This window comes from Leptothrix cholodnii SP-6, assembly GCF_000019785.1.
In the GTDB taxonomy this organism is placed as follows: domain Bacteria; phylum Pseudomonadota; class Gammaproteobacteria; order Burkholderiales; family Burkholderiaceae_C; genus Sphaerotilus; species Sphaerotilus cholodnii.
The window spans coordinates 4,749,342-4,768,375 of record NC_010524.1; the positions used below are offsets into that span (position 1 = coordinate 4,749,342).

The window sequence follows — 19,034 nt, forward strand, 5'->3', positions numbered from 1 at the left end:
CGGCCGGCGGCCCGGCTCACATGTCGAGCAGCCAGGCGATGACGTTCTTGGCGACGAAGCCGAGCATGCCGAACGACAGCACCAGGAACAGCACGAAAGTGCCGAAGCGCCCGGCCTTCGACTCGCGCGCCAGCTGCGCGATGATGAACAGCATGTAGAGGATGAACGCCGACACGCCGACCGTGAGGCCGAGCTGGGCAATCTGCTCTTCGGAGTAGCCGAACATGGGTGGCGCGATTCAGGGCGTGCGTGGCGATCGGGTCGGAGTGGCTCGCCGACATCGGCCAGGCCGACGGGCGCGCGATCATAAGCGGCGCCGGCCGGCCGTCCTTGACATGCCTCAAGGTCGCCGGACAACCGGCCCGCCGGCCGTGTCAGCGACGCTCGACCGGCATCAGGTCGCGATAGGCATACCAGCTCGCGTGACCGAGCATCGGCACCACCGCCACCAGCCCGAGCAGCGCGGAACCCAGCCCGAGCAGCGTGAAGCCCATCAGCAGCGCAGCCCAGACCGCCATCGGCAGCGGGTTGTCGAGCACGCTGCGCCAGCTCGCGAGCACCGCATCGAGCAGGCTGACCCGCTGGTCGAGCAGCATCGGGATCGCCAGCACGCTGGAGGCGAACACCGGCGCGGCCAGCAGGGCGCCCAGCCCGAGCCAGGCCTCGAACAGCCACGACGAGCGGTTGGCCACCACCAGCCGCAGGAAATCCACCGGCGTGTTGACGGGGCCGGGCGCGAACAGCGTGATCAGCGCGGCCGACGTCATCACCCAGCCGGTGCCGGCCAGACCGAGCAGCAGGCCGAACAGCACCAGCCGCCGATCGAGCGAGCGCCAGACCGCCCACACCGTGCCCCAGCCGGCGGCCTCGCCACGCTCGAGCGCGCGGCTGGTGGCGTAGAGGCCGGTGACCAGCACCGGCGCGACGATCAGGAAACCCGACAGCGCGCCGGCCAGCACCCAGAAGCGCTGGTGCGCCAGCGCCAGCAGCAGCCAGCCGAACGCGGCCAGCGCTGCACCGTGGGCGAAACTGACCCCGGGCGTCAGGCGGATGTCGTGCCAGGCGTGTTCCAGCCAGGACAGGGGCTGCAGCGGGCGCAGGGGACGCAAGGGCATCGAAGCGGTGGCATTCATGTCGGCACAATCGGGCGCAGGCGGTGGTGTGGCAATCGGGACAGCTCCAGCAGCGCGTGGGCCATTCGAGGACGCATCGTAGTGCAGCGTCGGTGTCCGGCCCATGCGGGTAGATCAGGAGCGGCTCGCCGTTCAAGCGCGCAGCACCGGCCGTCGATAAGCGTTCTGACCGGACCATTTTCTGCGACCGGGTCCGTCCCGACCGCCCAACCTGTTGCTGCGAGCGATCATGCTGACCCAGCCCTTGACCGACCTGTCCGCCTGGACCGCACATTTCCGCCAGGCACCGATTCCGGTGCTGGAGGCCACGCTCGAGGAACTCGCCCTGCTGGCGCAGGCCGAGGAGGAGCACGGCAACGTCGATGCGCACCGCGTCAGCGAAGCCGTCGGCGACGACCCGCTGATGACGCTGCGCCTGCTGGTGCAGGCCGCGCAGCAGCGCCACGCCCGTCAGATCACCGATGCCGAGACCGTCACCGCCGCGGTGATGATGATGGGCATCGCGCCGTTCTTTCGCAGCTGCACCGAGCTCGCGGCGGTCGAGCCCTTGCTGGCGGCCCATCCGCAGGCCTGGGCCGGACTGCAGCATGTGCTGCGCCGTTCGCACCGGGCGGCGCAGTTCGCGATCGGCTTTGCGGTTCACCGCATGGAAGACGATGCCGCGGTGATGCGCCAGGCCGCGCTGCTGCACGACTTTGCCGAAATGCTGCTGTGGTGCCACGCGCCGGCGCTTGCCGCCGAGATCGCCGCCCGCCAGCGCGCCGACCCCGCGCTGCGCTCGGAGGCGGTGCAACGCGAGGTGCTGAACGTCTCGCTGCTCGAACTCGAGCAGTCGCTGATGCGGGCTTGGCACCTGCCCGAACTGCTGATCCGCCTCACCGACGACCGCGCCGAAGGCGTCGCGCTGATCTATCCGCAGATGCGCCTGGTCAAGCTGGCGGTGCAGCTGGCACGCCACACCGAACAGGGCTGGAACAACGCCGCCCTGCCCGACGACCTGAGCGAGATCGCCGACCTGCTCAACCTCTCGCAGGCGGCGACGAAACGGCTGCTGCACGACATCGACGACATCGACGCCTGAACCCGCCGCGTCAGCGCGCCAGCGCGGCCGACTCGAGCCTGCGCAGGCCGGCGTCGAAATCCGGCCCGACCAGGCGGTCGAGCGCCAGGCCGAACCAGCGCATCACCGGGTTGTGGCCCAGCTGCGAATCGAGCATCCAGACCACCCGCGTGCCGGCGCCCGCGGGCTCGAGGCGGAACTCGCCGGTGGCTTGCGTGCCCATGTCCTCGAACACCAGCGTGTAGCCGAGCCGGCGCGGCGCCTCGGCGCTGTCGAACCGCATCTGGCCGCGGCCCTGGCTGGCGCTGTCCCAGCGCCACTGGGCACCCGCACCGCTGGCGGCACCGTCGTAGGTGAGGGTCATGGCCGGATCCTTGGCATACCAGGGCGACCAGGCAGTCCAGCGCCGCGGCTCGGCGATCAGCGGCCAGATGCGCTCGGGCGGCGCGGCGATTTCGCGGCTGCGTTCGACCAGCCGGCGTTCAGGCAACAGAAAAGCCGCCGCGGCCAGGACGACCAGCAGCAGCAGCAGTGCCTTGATGACGTTGAAGATCCAGCGCATCAGTCCACCCCCCCGCAGAAAGCAGGTGCCGAAAAGTGCTCCCCGCCGGACTGTGGTGGATCAAGCCCGTCACGGCAATGTGGACTTCCCTGTGCGCGGCGGCTCGAGCAGGTCGAGCGCGAGCTGGCAGCCGCGCCGATCATGGGCCAGCTCGAGATGCGCCAGCCCGGCCAGGTGCACCGATCGCGCCCCCGGCAGCAGCGCCAGCGCGGGCGGGAAGACGACGTTGTCGCAATGGCTGTGCACGCAGGTGAAGCGGCTGCGCCAGCCGGGCGCCTCGCTGGCCAGCAGCTGCTGCAGCCAGGTGGAGCCCGCCGCCATCTGCCGCACATTGAGCGGCCCGCCCCCGCGCGCCAGCCAGGTGCCCTGATGCGGCGTGCCGAGCGTGACGACGTGGGGCATGTCGATGCGCACCAGGCCCGCGGTGCCGGCGTCGCCCGAATCGCCCGCCCGCGCCAGGCGCTGCAGACGCCAGCGCCACCAGGCCCGGATCACCAGCCCGCCCATGCTGTGGCCGACCAGCAGCGGCGTGCGGCCGGTGCCTTGCACCAGGCGCGCGACCGCCTGCTCGACCTGCGGCGCGTAGCTGTCGATGTCGGCCCAGGCCGGCGCCAGGTTCACGCTCACGTGCGGCACCCCGCGCTCGAGCAGCCAGCCGTGCCAGTTCTGCCAGATCGCCCGGTTGCACAGATAACCGTGCACCAGCACGACACCCTGCAGACCCGGCGCATCGGGTTGATCGGGCCAGGCGCGGCTGCGCCAGGGCTGGCGCCAGGCGAACACCTGCGCCGCCAGCCACGATTCGCGCAAGGCGGCGGCCACCAGCGCCCGCGCCGACGGGCGCGGCGCCGGGTCGTTGCCGTGCACCCGCGCGACCAGGGCCACCTCGACCAGGAAAACCGCCGGCTGCAGCAGCAGCGCCCACGCCGGCAGCAAGGCCAGCCAGCCATCGGGCTCGACCGACGGCGACAGCCAGCCGGCAAACCAGGCCAGCCACGCCAGGCTGGCCAGCAGCGAGCCGACGCTGATCGCCCGCTGCCAGGTCACCGGCATTGCCGCAGCCCGCCCGATCCCGTCGGCATCGACGGCGGCTAGATCGCGCCGCGGCAGTTCGGCGCGCCGCAGCCGCAGGGTCGCTGGCCGGCGTGGTGGGTCTCGCCGTAATCGCAGGTGATCTCTTCGCCGACCTCGATGGCGCGCATCGCGTAGATCTCGATGCGGCCCTGGCGGATGCGCAGCACCGCGTTCGGGCTGCAGCTGTGGTTGGTGAAGCGCAGCGGGTCGGCCGAGCGCGAGGCATCGACCGCGCGGCGCTCGTTGACCTCCACGATCATGATCCGCTCGAGTTTCTTGGCCCGTTCCCAGGCCTCGTGGACGCTGATGGTCTCGCCACGGATCTCGCCGATCTTGCGTTTGGCGGGGATCGCCTCGGCGGCGAAAGCGCCGGTGCCGTCGATGCGACTGGGCGCGACCGAAACGGCGAACTTCTGCGGGTTGGCGGGTGTGCCCATCGGCGTCCTGTGTCTGAAGGAGCGCGATCAAAACGCGCCATCCAATGCCTGTCAAGTGACAACCCTGTGGGCAATTCGCGTACAGCTGGGGTCTTGTCCACAGGCTGTATGACTTTTGCGGAGTTGTTGTACAGGGGTGCTGTTTCATACAGTCCCGCTGCCCACAGGGTTTGCCAGCCGGCAAACCCTTGATCGGGAAGACCTTTTGCAAGTTGTCCACAGAAAGATGCGGCCCCTACTACTACGACCATTCTGAGAACTTCAAAACCGTTGGTCATACAGCTGTAGATCCCGGGCGGCAAATTTCGCAAACAGGCTGTTGCGGCGACGTTTTCGGGGTCGGTGGATCGCTTCGGCCGCTCGAACAGCTGTCGCCTGCCGCAGTCGATCAGGGCCGTCAAGTGACAAGGCTGTGGGCAAGTCCGGCACAGGGACCCGGTTGTCCACCGCAAAACACGCTTCGACGGGGTTGTTGATGTTTCGTACAGCTGTTGCCAGGCCCTCCGCGCACACCCTTGGCGATGGCACAAGTCGTTGATCGACAAGACATTTCACGACTTGTCCACAGATGGGGCCCGGCCCTACTACTACGACCAATTCAATTCAACAAAAACCCTGATTCATAGAGGAACAAGTCGAAGCAGCCAAAAAAACGAAAAATCGGCCCTCGCACCCGAGTCGTACAGCTGTATGCCGTGGAGAAGTCGACACACGGCCATTGCGGTGCAGCAAAGTCGACGCGAATCCGTATCGGCACGGCCCATCTGTCTGTCAGGGCTGGCCTATGCTGGACGGCATCGACATCAACCGTGGACCATCCGTGGATCGCCATTTCCTGACTCCCCTGTTCTCGCCCTCGGCCATCGTCGTGTTTGCAGGCGGACGCAGCGCCGACGAGGTGGAACACCCGCAGGCGCGGGTGCTGTTGCAGGCCATCCAGCAACAGGCCTTCGCCGGCAGCATCGATTACCTCGACACCGAGCAGACCGGCACGCTGGCCGAGCTGGCCCATGCCCGTGCCGACCTGGCCATCATTGCGCTGCCGCACGAACGCATCACCGCGGCGCTGGAAATCGCCGGGCGCATCCGCTGCCGCGCCGCGCTGGTGTTGTCCAGTGGTGTGCCGGTGCAGCCCTGCGCCGAGTTGCACGCCATCGCGCGCCGGCATGGCGTGCACCTGCTGGGGCCCAACAGCCTGGGCTTCCAGCGCCCGCACCTCAAGCTCAACGCCAGCACCGCCGGCCGGCTGGCCAACGCCGGGCCGCTGGCGCTGGTGTCGCAATCGGGCGCGCTGACCGCGTCGATGCTCGACTGGGCGGCCTGCAACGGCGTCGGTTTCTCGAGCGTGATCTCGCTGGGCGCCAACACCGCCGTCGATCTGCCCCAGGTGCTCGACTTCCTGGCCAATGACGCCGCCACGCAGAGCATCCTGGTCTACCTGGAAGGCATCCACAACGCGCGCCGGTTCATGAGCGCGCTGCGGGCCGCCGCTTCGGCCAAGCCCGTGGTGGTGATGAAAGCCGGTCGCCAGCCCGCCGGCAGCCGCGCGGCGCTGACCCATTCGGCGGCGATCGTCGGTTCGGACGATGTGTTCGAGGCGGTGCTGCGGCGCGCCGGCGTGGTGCGGGTGCGCTCGTTCACGCAGATGTTCTCGGCCGCCAAGTGCCTGGCGTCGCGCTACCGGCCGGCCGGGCGCTCGCTCGCCATCATCACCAACGGCGGCGGGCCGGCGGTGCTGGCGGCCGACCGGGCCAATGAACAGGGCCTCGAGGTCGCGCGCATCGACGCCGCCAACCGGGCCGAACTGGCCGCCAAGCTGTCACCGCTGGCCACGCTCGACACCGTCATCGACCTGAGCGAAGACGCCACGCCCGAGCACTACCGCGCCGCCCTGCTGGCCTGTTCGCGCGAGCGCGGCGTGCACGGCGTGCTGGTGATCTATTCGCCCAAGCCGGGCGGCGATTGCGACGCCATCGCCCAGGTGGTGGGCGAAAACCTCACGCTGGTCGCCAAGCCGGTGCTGACCTGCTGGATGGGCGAAGAAAGCGTGCGCGATGCTCGCGTGCTGCTCAACGCCAGGTCGGTGCCCACGTTCCGCACGCCCGAGGCGGCGGTGGACGCCTTCCACAACATCGCCAGCTTCTATCAGAACCAGCAGCTGCTGCAGCAGACGCCGCCGCCGCTGTCGAACCTGGCGCAGCCCGACACCGAAGGTGCGCGCCTGCTGATCGAAGGCGTGCTGACCGAACGCCGGCGCGTGCTCACGGAGATGGAATCGAAGGCGCTGCTGGCGGCCTTCCACATCCCGGTCACGCGCACGATGCTGGCGCGCAGCGCCAACGAGGCGATGCTGATAGCCAGCCAGCTCGGTTATCCGGTCGCGCTCAAGATCGATTCGCCCGACATCAGCCACAAGAGCGACGTGCAGGGCGTGGCACTCAACGTGGTGTCGGCCACCGCGGTGCGCGACACCTACCACGATATGCTGGCCGCCGTCAGCCGGGCCCAGCCGGGCGCACGCATCAACGGCGTGACGATCCAGCCGATGGCGGCCAAGCGGCGCGGCCGCGAGATCTACATCGGCATGACCACCGACGACCCGTTCGGCCCGGTCATCACCTTCGGCGCCGGCGGCACGATGATCGAGCTGATCGCCGACCGGGCGATGGAGCTGCCGCCGCTCAACCAGTTCCTGGCGCACCGCCTGATCGAGCGCGCCCGCGTGGCGGCCACGCTGGACGCCTGGCGCGGCCAGCCGGCGGTCAAGCTCGAAGCCATCGAGCAGGTGCTGCTGCGGGTGTCGGAGATGGTCTGCGCGCTGCCGCAGCTGCGCGAGATGGACATCAACCCCATCATCGTCGACGAGGACGGCGCGGTGGCGGTGGATGCGCGCATCGTCATCGACCACGCCGGTGCCTCGGCCAAGGACTACAACCACCTGGCCATCCTGCCCTACCCGGCCAGCCAGGAACGCGAGTGGCCGATGAAGGGCGGCGACCTCTACACGCTGCGCCCGATCCGCCCCGATGACGCCGACATGCTGCAGGCCTTCACCCGCAGCCTGTCGGACGAGAGCCGCTACTACCGCTTCGCCAGCGCCATGCACGAGCTGCCGGCGCGGATGCTGGCGCGCTACACGCTGATCGACTACGACCGCGAGATGGCGCTGGTGGCGGTGCACCGCGAACGCAAGCCCGACGGCGACGGCGGCTTCACCGAGACCGAGCAGATCATCGGCGTCTCGCGCTACATCACCAACCCGGACCAGACCACCTGCGAGTTCTCGCTGGTGGTGTCGGACGCCTACAAGGGCCAGGGGCTGGGCTCGCGGCTGATGCTCAGCATCATGGAGATCGCGCGCAGCCGCGGCCTGACCGAGATCATCGGGCTGGTGCTGGCCAACAACCCGAACATGCTCAAGCTGATGCACGGGCTGGGGTTCACGTCGGCATCGTTCCCGGAAGACCCGGACTTCAGGATCGTCACCCAGGCGCTCTGAGCCGCGGCCAGGGCGCGCGCGGCGATACGCCGCGGTGCGCCTGGCCGTACCGTTGCGTTTTGTCCGGGTCGAACGGGTACGCCTGCCTACGATGGGGTCTTGATCCCCGTCGATGGAGCGCACCCATGGATCTTCCTCTGGCCCTTCATGAACTGGCCGCCCGGCACCGGCTCGATGCCCCCGCGCTGCGGCGGCTCGGGCAGCTCGCCGGCCTCGAGCAAGCACACGAGGCGCTGAGCCGCTGGCTGCCACGCGGGGTGGCAGCACTGGCCGCCGTGCTGCTGGGCAGCGGCCTGGTCTTCTGGGTCGCCGCCAACTGGGATCTGCTCGGCCGTGTCGGCCAGTTCGCGCTGCTGCAGGCGGCCGTGGTGCTGGCGATCGGCGCCACCCTGTGGCGCGGCCTGCAGCGGCTGCCGGCCGCGCTGCTCGCGCTGCTGGGCATCGGCGGGCTGTTCGCCTACTTCGGCCAGACCTACCAGACCGGCGCCGACGCCTGGCAGCTGTTCGCGCTCTGGGCGGCGCTGGCGGTGCCGCTGGGCCTGGCGCTGCGCAGCGATCTGCTGTGGTCGGCCTGGGTGCTGGTGGCGATGACGGCGATCGCGCTGTGGCTGCAGGCCCACATCAGCCCGGGGTTCGAGACGCAGGCACGCGATCTGCCGATCTGGCTGACCGGCTGGTCCGGTGCCGTGCTGCTGGCGGTGCTGATGTCGCCACCGATCGGTGGGCGGCTCGGTGCCGGCAAGCGGGCCCGGCGCGTGGCGGTGGCCTTCGCGACCGTGCTGGTGGCCGGCGGCGCCCTGTTCGGGCTGTTCCAGAGCCCGGTGGCCTGGCCGTACCCGATCGGCCTGCTGCTGTTGGCCGCGGCGGCGGCCCAGCTGTATCGGGCGCGCAGCTTCGACCTCGCCCTTCTCGGCTTCGTCGCGCTGGCGCTGGACGTGCTGCTGCTGGCCGGCCTGTCGCGCGGGCTCTATCAGATGGACGAGCGCAACGTGATCAGTCAGATGCTGCTGATCACGGTCGCGTCGGCGCTGCTGCTCTCGCTGACCGTCAAGCTGGTGCTGCAACGGGCCCGCGCCGTGCAGCAGGAGTCGCACCATGTCTGATGCCCGGCTCGACGCGATCACGCGCGCCGCAGTGGCCGAAGGCCTGCTGCCCGATACCGCCCTGCAGCCCGGCGAGCCGGCGCGGCCCTGGCCGGTGGTGCTGATGTCGGCGCTGGGCGCCTGGCTGGTCGGCCTGCCGATGTTCGGGCTGATCACGCAGCTGTTCCTCGGCGTGTTCGACAGCAACCTCGGCGCCTACCTGATCGGTGCGCTGGTGCTGGCGGCGGCCGTGGCGGCCTTGCGCAAGCCGGGCCACACGCTGTTCGTCGAACAGCTGGCGGTGGCCGGTCTGGTGGCCGGTGCCGGTTATCTGGCGATCGGCCTGACGCGCCAGCTGCCGACCTCGGCCGCCGCGGCCCTGCTCGCCACGCTGGCGCTGTGGCTGGCCGTGCTGCTGCGCCAGAACTGGCTGCGCATGCTGCTGGGCGCCGCCGCCTGCGCCGGTGTGCTGATCGCCGGGCTCGACCTGATCCTGCCGCGCGGCGGGCCGGCGTCCCTGCCGCGGGTGGCGCTGCTGCTGCACCTGCTGCTCGCCGTCTGGCTGCTGGCGCCGCGGGTGGTGGACGCCCTCGTGGCGCAGCGCAGCGCGCCGCCCGGTGCGCTGCCACGTTCGCTGGCCTGGCTGGAGGCGGTCGGCACCGGCTGGCTGGCGGTCACGCTGCCGGCGCTGGCCGTGCTGGCCGGGTTCGACGGGTGGGCGCGCAGCGGCCCGGACCGCGCGGTGCAGGGCTTCGGCTGGGCCGACCTGATGCCGCTGCTGTCGGTGCTTGCGGCGCTGGCGGCCGCCGTCGTCGGATGGCGCCGCTGGCCGCCGCTGCGCGCGCCGTGGTGGCTCGGCGTGGCCGCCACCCTGGCACTGCTGGCGTGGTTCATGCCGACGCTGGGCGCGGTGCTGCTGGCGCTGGCGGTCTGTGCCGTCACCCGGCGCTCGTGGCTGGCCGCCCTGGCGCTGCTGACGGGGCTGTGGATCGGCTCGGCGTTCTATGACCAGCTGACCTGGACGCTGGCCCAGAAAGCCGCCCTGCTGGCCGTCAGCGGCCTCTGGCTGGGCTTGCTGGCCGCCTGGGGCCAGCGCAGCAGCGTGCCGGCCGACCCCGCCGCCGCACCGTCTGCGGCGGCCGATCCGTCACCGAGCCGCTGGGCCCGCGCCGGCTCGATCGCCTGCGTGCTGGCGACGCTGGCGGTGGCCAACACCGGCATCTGGCGCAACGAGGCGCTGATCCGCGATGGCCAGCCGGTGTTCGTCGAGCTGGCGCCGGTCGATCCGCGTTCACTGATGCAGGGCGACTACATGGCGCTCGACTACCGGATGGATGCCGCCCTGCTGCACCAGCTGGCGCAGCAGTCACGCCTGGATCGGCAGCGGGTGGTGGCGCGCATCGATGCACGCGGCGTTGCCGAACCGCTGCGGCTGGCCGATGAAAAACCGCTCGCAGCCGACGAGCGCCTGATCGAGCTGGCGCCCAGGAACGGCCGCTGGGTGCTGGTCAGCGACGCCTGGTTCTTCCGCGAGGGCCAGGGCGCCGTCTGGCAGGCGGCGCGCTACGGCGAGTTCAGGCTGGCGGGGGACGGTCGCGCGCTGCTGGTCGGCCTGGCCGATGACGGCCTGCAGCCGATCCGGCCACCCGTCGAGACGGCCACCGCGCGCTGATCACGGGCCGGCGGGTTCGGGCGCGCCGGTCGGGTCCGCCGGCACGGCCTGGCGGGCCTGCCAGGCGCGCAGCTCGGCCCGGTACTGCTCGACCTCGGCGTAGTAGAAATCGAACACGCAGGGGTCGCAGCCGTTGCCGCAGCAGGCGTCGTCGGGCAGCGGCTCGGGCGGCAGCGGCCGGGGGTCGCTGACGGGGGCGGAACGGGGCACGGTGTTCATGTGCCCGGATTTTCGTGCCGATCGCAGCAGGGCGCTGCGGTCGGCACGCCAGGCCCTGCGGCCAGCCGCCGTTTTCGGTCAGCCGTTCCGGATGCGGTTGACCAGTGCCTGCGTGAACACGGTCGTGCTGGCGCTGCCACCGAGGTCGCCGGTGCGCACCAGATCGATGTTCAAGGTGGCGTCGATCGCCTGGCGCAGCCGGGTGGCCATGTCGGTCAGCTTGACATGGTCGAGCATCATCGCCGCGGCCAGCAGCAGCGCGGTCGGGTTGGCCTTGTTCTGGCCGGCGATGTCGGGCGCCGAGCCGTGCACGGCCTCGAAGATCGCCGCGTCGGCGCCGATGTTGGCGCCCGGCGCCATGCCGAGTCCGCCCACCAGCCCGGCCACCAGGTCGGACAGGATGTCGCCGAACAGGTTGGTCGTCACCAGCACGTCGAACTGCCACGGGTTGAGCACCAGCTTCATCGCGCAGGCGTCGACGATGATGGTGTCCATCGCGATCCTGTCCTTGTATTTCGCCTCGTACATCTGCTCGGCCGTTTCCTTGAAGATGCCCGTCAGCGCCTTCATGATGTTGGCCTTGTGCACGATCGTGACCTTCTTGCGGCCGGTCGCGATGGCGTGTTCGAAGGCGTATTCGAGGATGTGCCGGCAGCCCGCGCGGGTGTTGATGCCGGTGGCCATCGCCACGGCGTGCGGGTCGTCGTCGATCTGCACGAAATGCTCGTGGCCGATGTAGAGGCCCTCGAGGTTCTCGCGCACCACCACCAGGTCGATCTTGTCGTAGCGACCGCCGGGCACGATGGTCAGCGCCGGGCGCAGGTTGGCGTAGAGCTTGAACTCCTCGCGCAGGCGCACGTTCGAGCTGCGGTAGCCGCCGCCCGACGGGGTCTCCAGCGGGCCCTTGAGCGCCAGCCGGGTGCGGCGGATGCTGTCGAGCGTGGCCTGCGGCAGCGGGTCGCCGGCGGTGGTCACGCCTTCGAGGCCGGCGATCTGGCGGTCCCATTCGAACGGTGCGCCGAGCGCGTCGAGCGCAGCCAGCGTGGCTTCGACGATCTCGGGCCCGATGCCGTCGCCGGGAATGAGGGTGGCGGGGATGGTCTGGCTCATGGGCTGTGGCTCGCAGTAGGGTGGGATTTCAAGCATACGGTCGCCGTCTGACGGCAGGCCATCGGCGCATGCATGAACTCTGCCAGGCGTCGCGTGGTGGCCGCGCCGCCACCGGCCGCCGCGGCGCTCAGCGCAGGCCGTCGGCCATCGCCTCGCCGAGCCGCACCGGCCGGGCCGCGGTCCATTGCGGATTGAACGTCAGCGGCCCGGCCGGGAACAGCATCACCACCGTCGAGCCGAGCAGGAAGCGGCCCATCTCGTCGCCCTGGGCCAGGCGGATGTCTTCGCGCTCGTAGTTCCATTCGCGCAGCTGGCCCGGCCGCGGCGGGTTGACCACGCCGTGCCAGGCGGTGGCCATGCTGCCGACGATGGTGGCACCCACCAGCACCAGCGCGAACGGCCCGGTCGGGCCGTCGAAGATGCAGACCACCCGCTCGTTGCGAGCGAACAGCCCGGGCACGCCGCGCGCGGTGGTCGGGTTGACCGAGAACAGCGCGCCCGGCACGTGGATCATGCGCAGCAGCCGGCCGTCGCACGGCATGTGGATGCGGTGGTAGTCGCGCGGGCTGAGGTAGATCGTCGCGAAGTGGCCATTCGTGTACTGCGCCGCCAGCACGGCGTCGCCGCCCAGCAGCGCCGTGCTGCTGTAGCGGTGGCCCTTGGCCTGGAAGATCTGGTCGCCCTCGATCGCGCCGAGCTGGCTGATCGCGCCGTCGACCGGGCAGATCAGGTCGGCGTTCGCCAGCGGCCGCACACCCGGGCGCAGCGCGCGGGTGAAGAAGGCGTTGAAGCTGGTGTAGCGGGCGATGTCGGGCTCGGCCGCCTCGCTCATGTCGACGCCGTAGCGGCGCACGAAGCGGCGGATGATGCCGGTGGTGACGGCGCCGGCTTGCGCCGAGGCGACCCGGCCCGCCAATGCGGTCAGGGCCTGTTTGGGCAGCAGGTATTGCGGCAGGACGGCAAGGCGGTCGGACAAGGCAGGCACCGGCAGTGGCTCAATCGGGGCGTCAGTGTATCGACCGCAACGCCGCACCCGGCAAGCGTTTCGGCTTGTGCAAACGCATGACCTTTGAGCGGGATCGGCGTATGGTTGCCGGACAAATCAACTGACACAGGAGTACTGCGATGAGTGATTTCACCGCCGCCCAGAAGGACAAGCTGATGGCTGAATTGCGCATGGTCGTGAGCGACGCCGAGCAGTTGCTCGAATCCACCGCCGGCCAGGTCGGTGAAGGCGCGGCCGAGGCGCGCGGGCGCATCCAGGCCCGTCTGCAGCAGACCAAGGAGACCCTCCAGCGCCTGCAGGAGACCGCCGTCACACGCGCCAAGGAAGCCGGCCAGGCCACCGACGTCTACGTGCACGACAACCCCTGGAAATCGATCGGCGTGGCCGCCGGCGTCGGCCTGCTGGTCGGCATCCTGATCGGCCGGCGCTGAAACGATGGCTCATGAGATGAGCCCGTTGCGTGATCCCGGCCGCGTGCGGGGTCGCTGAGGATGGCGCTCGACTTCGCGTCGCGCCTGGCCGCCCGCCTGCAGCGGGTGGCCGACCTGGGTCTGTCGCTGTTGCAGACCCGACTCGAACTGCTCGGCATCGAGTTGCAGCAAGAGGTACTGCGCCTGTTCGACGCCGTGGCGCGGGCCGCGCTGGCGATGCTGCTGCTGGCCTTCGGTCTGTTCTTTGCCGTCGCGCTGCTGGTCGTGCTGCTGTGGGACGGCCATCGGCTGTGGGCCCTCGGCGGCGCGGCGGTGCTGTTCCTGGCCAGCGGCGCCTGGCTGATGCGCGATGCGCGCATGCGCCTGCAGCCCAGCCCGGGCGGCAGCTTTGCCGCCAGCGTCGACGAGCTGGCCAAGGACCGCGCCCAGGTCGGCGCGCCGCCCGAATGAACACGCCCCGACGCATCACGCGCACCGTCGACCTCTGGGCCGTGCCGCTGCTCCAGCGCAAGCGCGAGCTTGTGCTGCGCAGCGATGCCTTGCGGCTGGGCCTGGCGGCCGAGTGCCGCGAGGGCTGGCAGGCGCTGCGCGAGCCGCTCGATCACGCCTGGACCTGGCGCACGCGGCTGCTGCGGGTCTGGCAGGCGGGCCAGTCGATCACCGCCCGTCGGCCGTGGCTGCTGCTGGCCGTGCCGCTGGCGTGGCGGCTGCTGCGGCGGGTCTTGCGGCGGCGCCGGTCCGCGGCCTCCACCACCTCGAGCGCCGTGCGCTGGGCTGGGCGGCTGTCGACCTGGTGGAGCGCCTGGCGGGTGCTCAAGCCGGTGGTACAGGCCTGGCTCGACGAATCGGGCCCGACGCGGCCGGGCCGCACGCGGTGATCCCGTTCAGATCCTCGGCGTCAGGCCGTTCGGGGCGCCTCAGTTGCCTGGCGGCTCGCACAGCCGGTCGGTCGGTCATGGCGCAGATAGAGGTCGGTATCGGGCAGCGATTGCCGCAAGGCCTCGAAGGCCTCCTCGGCCAGCCGTCTGGCGTCGGTGCACAGGCCCTGGCCCATGCGCAAGGTCAGTGTGGCCTCGCCGTCGCCGATGTCCAGGCCCTGCACCCGGCCACTCTCGACGATGCTGTGGCCGCCCTGGGCCTCGCGCACCTGCCTTAGCGCCTCGAAGACCCGCTCGATGAGCTGCGGATCGCCGCTGAGCCGCGGCGCGGTGACGTCAGCGGCGGCCGGTTCGTCGCCGACACAACCGCCGCAGCCGGTGTCGATCGGGGATTCGGGTGCGGCCGGATGGCGGGCGGGCTGGATCCAGATGGCGGTCGGGCGGTCGTGCATGGGCGGATCATCCCCCGGGCCGGGGGGCTCGCGCTTGATCGGGCTCAAATTTGACGGAAGTCAATGGGGTCAGCCGACCGTCCAGCCCATGCGCCGCCGCAGGGCGGTGCTGGCGCGCTTGGGTTCCCATTCGACCCACGGGTCGTGGCTGACGTAGATGTCGGTGTCGGGCAGGGCGCGCTGCATGGCCCGCAGCGCCCGGTCGGCGGCAAAGTCGCACAGCGGGCATTCCGGCCCGGTGCTCACCAGTTGCAGCCGCGCCTCGCCGGGGCTCAGCCGCAGGGATTCGACCAGCCCGAGCTCGACGATATCCGCGCCGACGTCAGGGTCTTGTACCTCGCGCAGCGCGCTCAGCGTGCGCATCAGCGCCTCGGGCGGGCCGGCCAGCACCAGCTCGGGCACAGCCAGGGGGCAGAAGGGCGAGGCGACCATGATCGTCGTGGCGGTCGGTTCGAAGTGATGCATGGCGGGCCTCCGGCAGCGCCGCACGTGGCGCGATGCGTGGCACTATCCTCGGCAGACCGCTCTCCGGTTTGCGGCGGGTCAAGCCCCGCCCGATCGCCAGCGGCGAGTCGCGTCAAGTCTGATCTAGCGCGAATTGCATCACCGTGCCGGAGCCCCGTCGCCCGTCGCGCGCCTATGCTCCGCACCCGCACGCTCGAGGAATGCCCCATGAATGACCTGCAACGCCAGGATATGTCCCTGTTTTCAGACCTTGCCGAAGCCCGTGTCAACGGTGCCTCCCGCGGCGCGGCGCGCGCCTTGCCGGAACAACCTATCAGCGCCGAAGTGCTGATCGAGAAATATGCCAAGGGCGACGAATCGAGCATCGAGCAGGTGCGCCGCCGTGTCGCCGCCGCGCTCGCCTCGGTCGAGGCACCCGAGGCGCGCGAGCTCTGGACCGAGCGTTTCCTGGCCGCCCAGGAGCGCGGTTTCGTGCCCGCCGGGCGCATCGCCTCGGCCGCCGGCACCACGCTCAGCGCCACGCTGATCAACTGCTTCGTGCAGCCGGTGGGCGACTCGATCGCCGAGCCCGAAGAAGGCTTCCCGGGCATCTACACCGCGCTGACCGAAGCGGCCGAAACGATGCGCCGCGGTGGCGGCGTCGGCTACGACTTCAGCCGCATCCGCCCCTACGGCGCCTGGGTCGGCAGCACGCAGAGCCACGCCAGCGGCCCGGTCAGCTACATGCGCGTGTTCGACCGCAGCTGCGAGACGGTCGAATCCGCCGGCAGCCGCCGCGGCGCCCAGATGGGCGTGCTGCGCTGCGATCACCCGGACGTCGAGGCCTTCATCCACGCCAAGGACAAGGGCGACCTGAAGAACTTCAACATCTCGGTCGGCGTGACCGACGTCTTCATGAAGGCGGTCGAGGCCGACACCGACGTCGACCTGGTGCACAAGGCCGAGCCCGGCGAGAAGCAGAAAGCCGCCGGCGCCCGCCAGCGCGCCGATGGCCTGTGGGTCTACCGCAGCGTGCGCGCGCGCGACCTGTGGGACCAGATCATGCGGTCGACCTACGACCACGCCGAACCGGGCGTGCTGTTCCTGGACCGCATCAACCAGGACAACAACCTCAGTTACTGCGAGACCATCGCGGCGACCAACCCGTGTGCCGAACAACCACTGCCGCCCTACGGCTGCTGCTGCCTCGGCTCGGTCGACCTGACGCACTTCGTGCAGCGCCCGTTCGAGTCCGACGCCTCGTTCGACGACGCCGCCTTCGCCGAGGTCTGCGCGACCGCCACCCGCATGCTCGACAACGTGCTCGACGCCACCGTCTGGCCGTTGCCCGCGCAGCAGCAGGAGGCCGCCAACAAGCGCCGCGTCGGCCTCGGTTTCACCGGCCTGGGCGACGCGCTGATCATGCTCGGCCTGCGCTACGACACGCCGGCCGCGCGCGCGATGGCCACGCACATCAGCGAGGTCATGCGCGACGCCGCCTACATCGCGTCGAGCGACCTGGCGCAGGAGCGCGGTGCGTTCCCGCTCTTCAACGCCGATCTCTACCTGAGTGGCAACAGCTTCGCCTCGCGCCTGCCCGCGGCCGTCAAGGAGCACATCCGCGTCAACGGCCTGCGCAACTCGCACCTGCTGTCGATCGCGCCCACCGGCACCATCAGCCTGGCCTTTGCCGACAACGCCTCCAACGGCATCGAGCCGCCGTTCAGCTGGACCTACACCCGCAAGAAGCGCGAGGCCGACGGCACGTTCAAGGAGTTCGCGGTCGAGGACCACGCCTGGCGCCTGTACCGCCACCTCAAGGGCGCCGACGCGCCGCTGACCGACGCCTTCGTCACCGCGCTCGAGATGAGCGCCGAGGCGCACGAATCGATGGTGGCGGCGGTCGCGCCGTGCATCGACACCTCGATCAGCAAGACCGTCAACGTGCCGGCCGACTACCCGTACGAGGACTTCCAGGGCCTCTACATGGCGGCCTGGAAATCCGGCCTCAAGGGCCTGGCGACGTATCGTCCGAACAGCGTGCTGGGCTCGGTGCTGAGCGTCACACCCACCGTGCCCGTCGTCGCCGAAACCGCCGCCACGCCGCAGCCGTTGACCGTGCCCGTCAGCCTGGGCACGCCGCTCGACGCCGGCAGCGCCAACCAGCGCCTGCGTGTCGACCGCCTGCCGCAGCCGGTGCTCGCCTCGCTGCGCTGGCCCAGCCGGCCGGACCTGAGCAACGGCAACCCGGCCTGGAGCTACATGATCCAGCACCCGCACGGCGACTTCGCGCTGTTCGTCGGCGAGCTGCCGGCCGAGGCCGGCCCCGACGCCGGCCTGTTCGACAAGACCCTGCCGTTCGAGGTCTGGGTCAACGGCGCCGAACAGCCGCGCGGCCTGGGCGCGCTGGCCAAGACGCTGTCGATGGACATGCGTGCCAACGACCCGAGCTGGCTCAAGCTCAAGCTCGACGCGCTCGCCACCGTCGCCGAAGAGCGCGCCTTCGACATGCCCTTCCCGCCCACCGGCGAGAAGCGCCTGTTCCCCGGCGTGGTGGCGGCCACCGCGGCGGTGATCCGCTGGCGCTGCGAGCAGCTCGGCGCGCTGCAGGAAGGCGGCCCGACCCCCGTGCTCGACGCCATGTTCAGCCGCGACGAGCCGCGCACCGGCACCGACGGCACGCTGGCCTGGGCGGTCGACATCCACAACCCGGCCACCGGCGAGGAGTTCACCCTCACGCTCAAGGAAGTGACGCTGCCCACGCCCGAAGGTGGCCACGTCACGCGGCCCTGCGCGATCGGCTTCGCCGGCAACTACCCGCGTGCGCTCGACGGCCTGGCGCGCCTGCTGTCGCTCGACATGCGCGTGATCGACCCGGCCTGGATCGGCATGAAGCTGCGCAAGCTGCTCAACGTCGGCGAACCGCTCGGCCACTTCATGGCGCCGATCCCGGGCCAGAAACGCCAGCAGATCTGGCCCAGCACCGTCGCCTACGTGGCGCGGCTGGTGATCCACCGCTACGCGATGCTGGGCGTGCTGACCGAAGAAGGCGAGCCCGTCAGCGCGATGGGCGTGCTGGCCGCACCGCAACGCGCGGTTGCCGCCGGGGCGTCCTCGGGCGCTGCCGTCAGCGGCGCCGCCAGCGCCCCGATGGCCGGCTCGCCCTGCCCGGAGTGCGGCAACGCCACGATGATCCACAAGGACGGGTGCGATTTCTGCACCAGCTGTGGCTTCGTGGGTGCGTGTGGTTGATGGCCAGTCTCGACACCAACGTGCTGGTGCGCTGGCTGGTCGATGACGATCCGGCGCAATCGGAAACAGTTCGGCGGTTGATGGAACAGGCAGTGGCTCGTGAGGAGCCCTTGTTCATGTCCTCGACCGTCCTGCTCGAACTTGAATGGGTGCTGCGCACCAGCTACGGGTGCAGCAAGCCGGACGTGTTGCAGATGTTCAATGCACTGCTCGAATCACGCGAACTGGTGTTCGAGAACGAGGCCGCCGTGGAACGTGCGCTGAACCTGTATCGCGTCGGCAATGCAGATTTCGGCGAGTGTCTGCATGTCGGCATCGCAGGTGCTGCGTTGCAGGGGCCGATGTGGACGTTTGATCGCAAGGCGGCCCGACTGTCCGGAGCCCAATTGCTGACTTGACGCGGTCGGCAGGGATCAGTCCCTGCCGATGCGCATCTTTTCCACCGGGACGCTTGGCGCGTCGCCCTCGCGCCGCAGCATTCCCCGCAGTTCCAGAACGGACCGGGTCTTGGCCCGCATCACGATGGTGCCGTCGTCAAGACGGGTGAAGACGATGCGGTCTTGTGCCGTCACACCCATCGCCTTGCGGATATCAGCCGGAATGGTGATCTGGCCTTTGCTGGTGAGAGTGGCTTCCGACATGGGGTTTCCTTACAGTTTGGCGCATGGTAAGGCGAAGCTGATTTCGGGGGCAAGTTGCTCCGGTCTGACGACCCGGCCCGCC

The 19,034-nt window shown here is 70.2% G+C and carries 20 protein-coding genes; 9 read left to right on the plus strand and 11 right to left on the minus strand.

The genetic code is table 11. From position 1 onward, the window contains the following. Positions 1-16: 16 nt before the first annotated feature. Together LCHO_RS21115 and LCHO_RS21120 are read right to left on the minus strand one after the other, a co-directional pair. Positions 17-226 carry a DUF2788 domain-containing protein gene (locus tag LCHO_RS21115; protein ID WP_012349232.1) on the minus strand — a complete coding sequence of 70 codons (210 nt, stop codon included), beginning with the start codon at positions 224-226 and terminating at the stop codon, positions 17-19. 148 nt (positions 227-374) lie between these two features. Continuing rightward, entirely contained in the window at positions 375-1,133 is a 759-nt protein-coding gene (locus LCHO_RS21120) for a DUF2189 domain-containing protein (RefSeq protein ID WP_012349233.1), read from the minus strand. Between the two features lie 229 nt (positions 1,134-1,362). Between LCHO_RS21120 and LCHO_RS21125 the strand changes: the two genes are divergently transcribed. Further along, complete coding sequence (locus LCHO_RS21125) at positions 1,363-2,214, plus strand: HDOD domain-containing protein (RefSeq protein ID WP_012349234.1); 852 nt, start codon at positions 1,363-1,365, stop codon at positions 2,212-2,214. Positions 2,215-2,224: 10 nt separating this feature from the next. Here LCHO_RS21125 and LCHO_RS21130 read toward each other — a convergent pair whose 3' ends face one another. The 3 genes from LCHO_RS21130 to LCHO_RS21140 form a co-directional block, all read right to left on the minus strand. After that, the gene (locus tag LCHO_RS21130; RefSeq protein ID WP_012349235.1) at positions 2,225-2,755 is read right to left on the minus strand and encodes an SRPBCC family protein; all 531 of its coding nucleotides are present in this window, start codon (positions 2,753-2,755) and stop codon (positions 2,225-2,227) included. Positions 2,756-2,824: 69 nt separating this feature from the next. Beyond that, positions 2,825-3,808: an esterase/lipase family protein gene (locus LCHO_RS21135; protein WP_012349236.1), complete on the minus strand. Its 984-nt coding sequence runs from the start codon at positions 3,806-3,808 to the stop codon at positions 2,825-2,827. A 38-nt stretch (positions 3,809-3,846) separates the two neighbouring features. Beyond that, positions 3,847-4,266 carry an SET domain-containing protein gene (locus LCHO_RS21140; protein WP_012349237.1) on the minus strand — a complete coding sequence of 140 codons (420 nt, stop codon included), beginning with the start codon at positions 4,264-4,266 and terminating at the stop codon, positions 3,847-3,849. Positions 4,267-5,086: 820 nt separating this feature from the next. On the opposite strand from LCHO_RS21140, the gene LCHO_RS21145 reads away from it, so the two are divergent. The 3 genes from LCHO_RS21145 to LCHO_RS21155 all read left to right on the plus strand — a co-directional run bounded on the left by LCHO_RS21145 (position 5,087) and on the right by LCHO_RS21155 (position 10,519). Then, entirely contained in the window at positions 5,087-7,765 is a 2,679-nt protein-coding gene (locus tag LCHO_RS21145; protein ID WP_043706103.1) for a bifunctional acetate--CoA ligase family protein/GNAT family N-acetyltransferase, read from the plus strand. Between the two features lie 125 nt (positions 7,766-7,890). Next, positions 7,891-8,868: a DUF2157 domain-containing protein gene (locus LCHO_RS21150; RefSeq protein ID WP_012349239.1), complete on the plus strand. Its 978-nt coding sequence runs from the start codon at positions 7,891-7,893 to the stop codon at positions 8,866-8,868. Continuing rightward, entirely contained in the window at positions 8,861-10,519 is a 1,659-nt protein-coding gene (locus LCHO_RS21155) for a GDYXXLXY domain-containing protein (protein ID WP_012349240.1), read from the plus strand. Before LCHO_RS21150 ends, LCHO_RS21155 begins: the two co-directional genes overlap by 8 nt. Here the strand turns inward: LCHO_RS21155 and LCHO_RS21160 are convergent, their stop codons facing one another. The 3 genes from LCHO_RS21160 to asd all read right to left on the minus strand — a co-directional run bounded on the left by LCHO_RS21160 (position 10,520) and on the right by asd (position 12,824). After that, the gene (locus LCHO_RS21160) at positions 10,520-10,738 is read right to left on the minus strand and encodes an oxidoreductase-like domain-containing protein (RefSeq protein ID WP_012349241.1); all 219 of its coding nucleotides are present in this window, start codon (positions 10,736-10,738) and stop codon (positions 10,520-10,522) included. It abuts the gene before it with no gap. A 78-nt stretch (positions 10,739-10,816) separates the two neighbouring features. Next, a complete protein-coding gene (locus LCHO_RS21165; protein ID WP_012349242.1) occupies positions 10,817-11,848 on the minus strand; it encodes an isocitrate/isopropylmalate dehydrogenase family protein in 1,032 nt (343 codons plus the stop codon). Positions 11,849-11,975: 127 nt separating this feature from the next. Continuing rightward, positions 11,976-12,824, minus strand: a complete 849-nt coding sequence (gene asd / locus LCHO_RS21170) for an archaetidylserine decarboxylase (RefSeq protein WP_043704565.1) — start codon at positions 12,822-12,824, stop codon at positions 11,976-11,978. A gap of 149 nt (positions 12,825-12,973) precedes the next feature. Here asd and LCHO_RS21175 point away from each other — a divergent pair, with 149 nt between their 5' ends. Genes LCHO_RS21175 through LCHO_RS21185 form a run of 3 tightly spaced genes read left to right on the plus strand, consistent with a single transcriptional unit; the run spans position 12,974 to position 14,163 of the window. After that, positions 12,974-13,285 carry an ElaB/YgaM/YqjD family protein gene (locus LCHO_RS21175; RefSeq protein ID WP_012349244.1) on the plus strand — a complete coding sequence of 104 codons (312 nt, stop codon included), beginning with the start codon at positions 12,974-12,976 and terminating at the stop codon, positions 13,283-13,285. A gap of 60 nt (positions 13,286-13,345) precedes the next feature. Next, positions 13,346-13,735: a phage holin family protein gene (locus tag LCHO_RS21180; RefSeq protein ID WP_012349245.1), complete on the plus strand. Its 390-nt coding sequence runs from the start codon at positions 13,346-13,348 to the stop codon at positions 13,733-13,735. Further along, positions 13,732-14,163 carry a hypothetical protein gene (locus LCHO_RS21185; RefSeq protein ID WP_012349246.1) on the plus strand — a complete coding sequence of 144 codons (432 nt, stop codon included), beginning with the start codon at positions 13,732-13,734 and terminating at the stop codon, positions 14,161-14,163. Before LCHO_RS21180 ends, LCHO_RS21185 begins: the two co-directional genes overlap by 4 nt. A gap of 20 nt (positions 14,164-14,183) precedes the next feature. On the opposite strand, the gene LCHO_RS21190 is transcribed toward LCHO_RS21185, so the two are convergent. Together LCHO_RS21190 and LCHO_RS21195 are read right to left on the minus strand one after the other, a co-directional pair. Further along, positions 14,184-14,615, minus strand: coding sequence for an iron-sulfur cluster assembly protein (locus LCHO_RS21190; protein ID WP_012349247.1), 432 nt, complete (start codon positions 14,613-14,615; stop codon positions 14,184-14,186). 69 nt (positions 14,616-14,684) lie between these two features. Beyond that, positions 14,685-15,080, minus strand: a complete 396-nt coding sequence (locus LCHO_RS21195) for an iron-sulfur cluster assembly protein (RefSeq protein WP_012349248.1) — start codon at positions 15,078-15,080, stop codon at positions 14,685-14,687. A 207-nt stretch (positions 15,081-15,287) separates the two neighbouring features. On the opposite strand from LCHO_RS21195, the gene LCHO_RS21200 reads away from it, so the two are divergent. Beyond that, positions 15,288-18,311 (plus strand): adenosylcobalamin-dependent ribonucleoside-diphosphate reductase, encoded by a 3,024-nt coding sequence (locus LCHO_RS21200; protein ID WP_012349249.1) that lies wholly within the window; start codon positions 15,288-15,290, stop codon positions 18,309-18,311. Continuing rightward, positions 18,311-18,709 (plus strand): PIN domain-containing protein, encoded by a 399-nt coding sequence (locus LCHO_RS21205; RefSeq protein ID WP_012349250.1) that lies wholly within the window; start codon positions 18,311-18,313, stop codon positions 18,707-18,709. The genes LCHO_RS21200 and LCHO_RS21205 overlap by 1 nt, the downstream gene beginning before the upstream one ends. A gap of 15 nt (positions 18,710-18,724) precedes the next feature. Here LCHO_RS21205 and LCHO_RS21210 read toward each other — a convergent pair whose 3' ends face one another. Beyond that, on the minus strand, positions 18,725-18,952 hold the full coding sequence (locus LCHO_RS21210) for an AbrB/MazE/SpoVT family DNA-binding domain-containing protein (protein ID WP_012349251.1): 228 nt from the start codon (positions 18,950-18,952) through the stop codon (positions 18,725-18,727). Positions 18,953-19,034 lie beyond the last annotated feature (82 nt).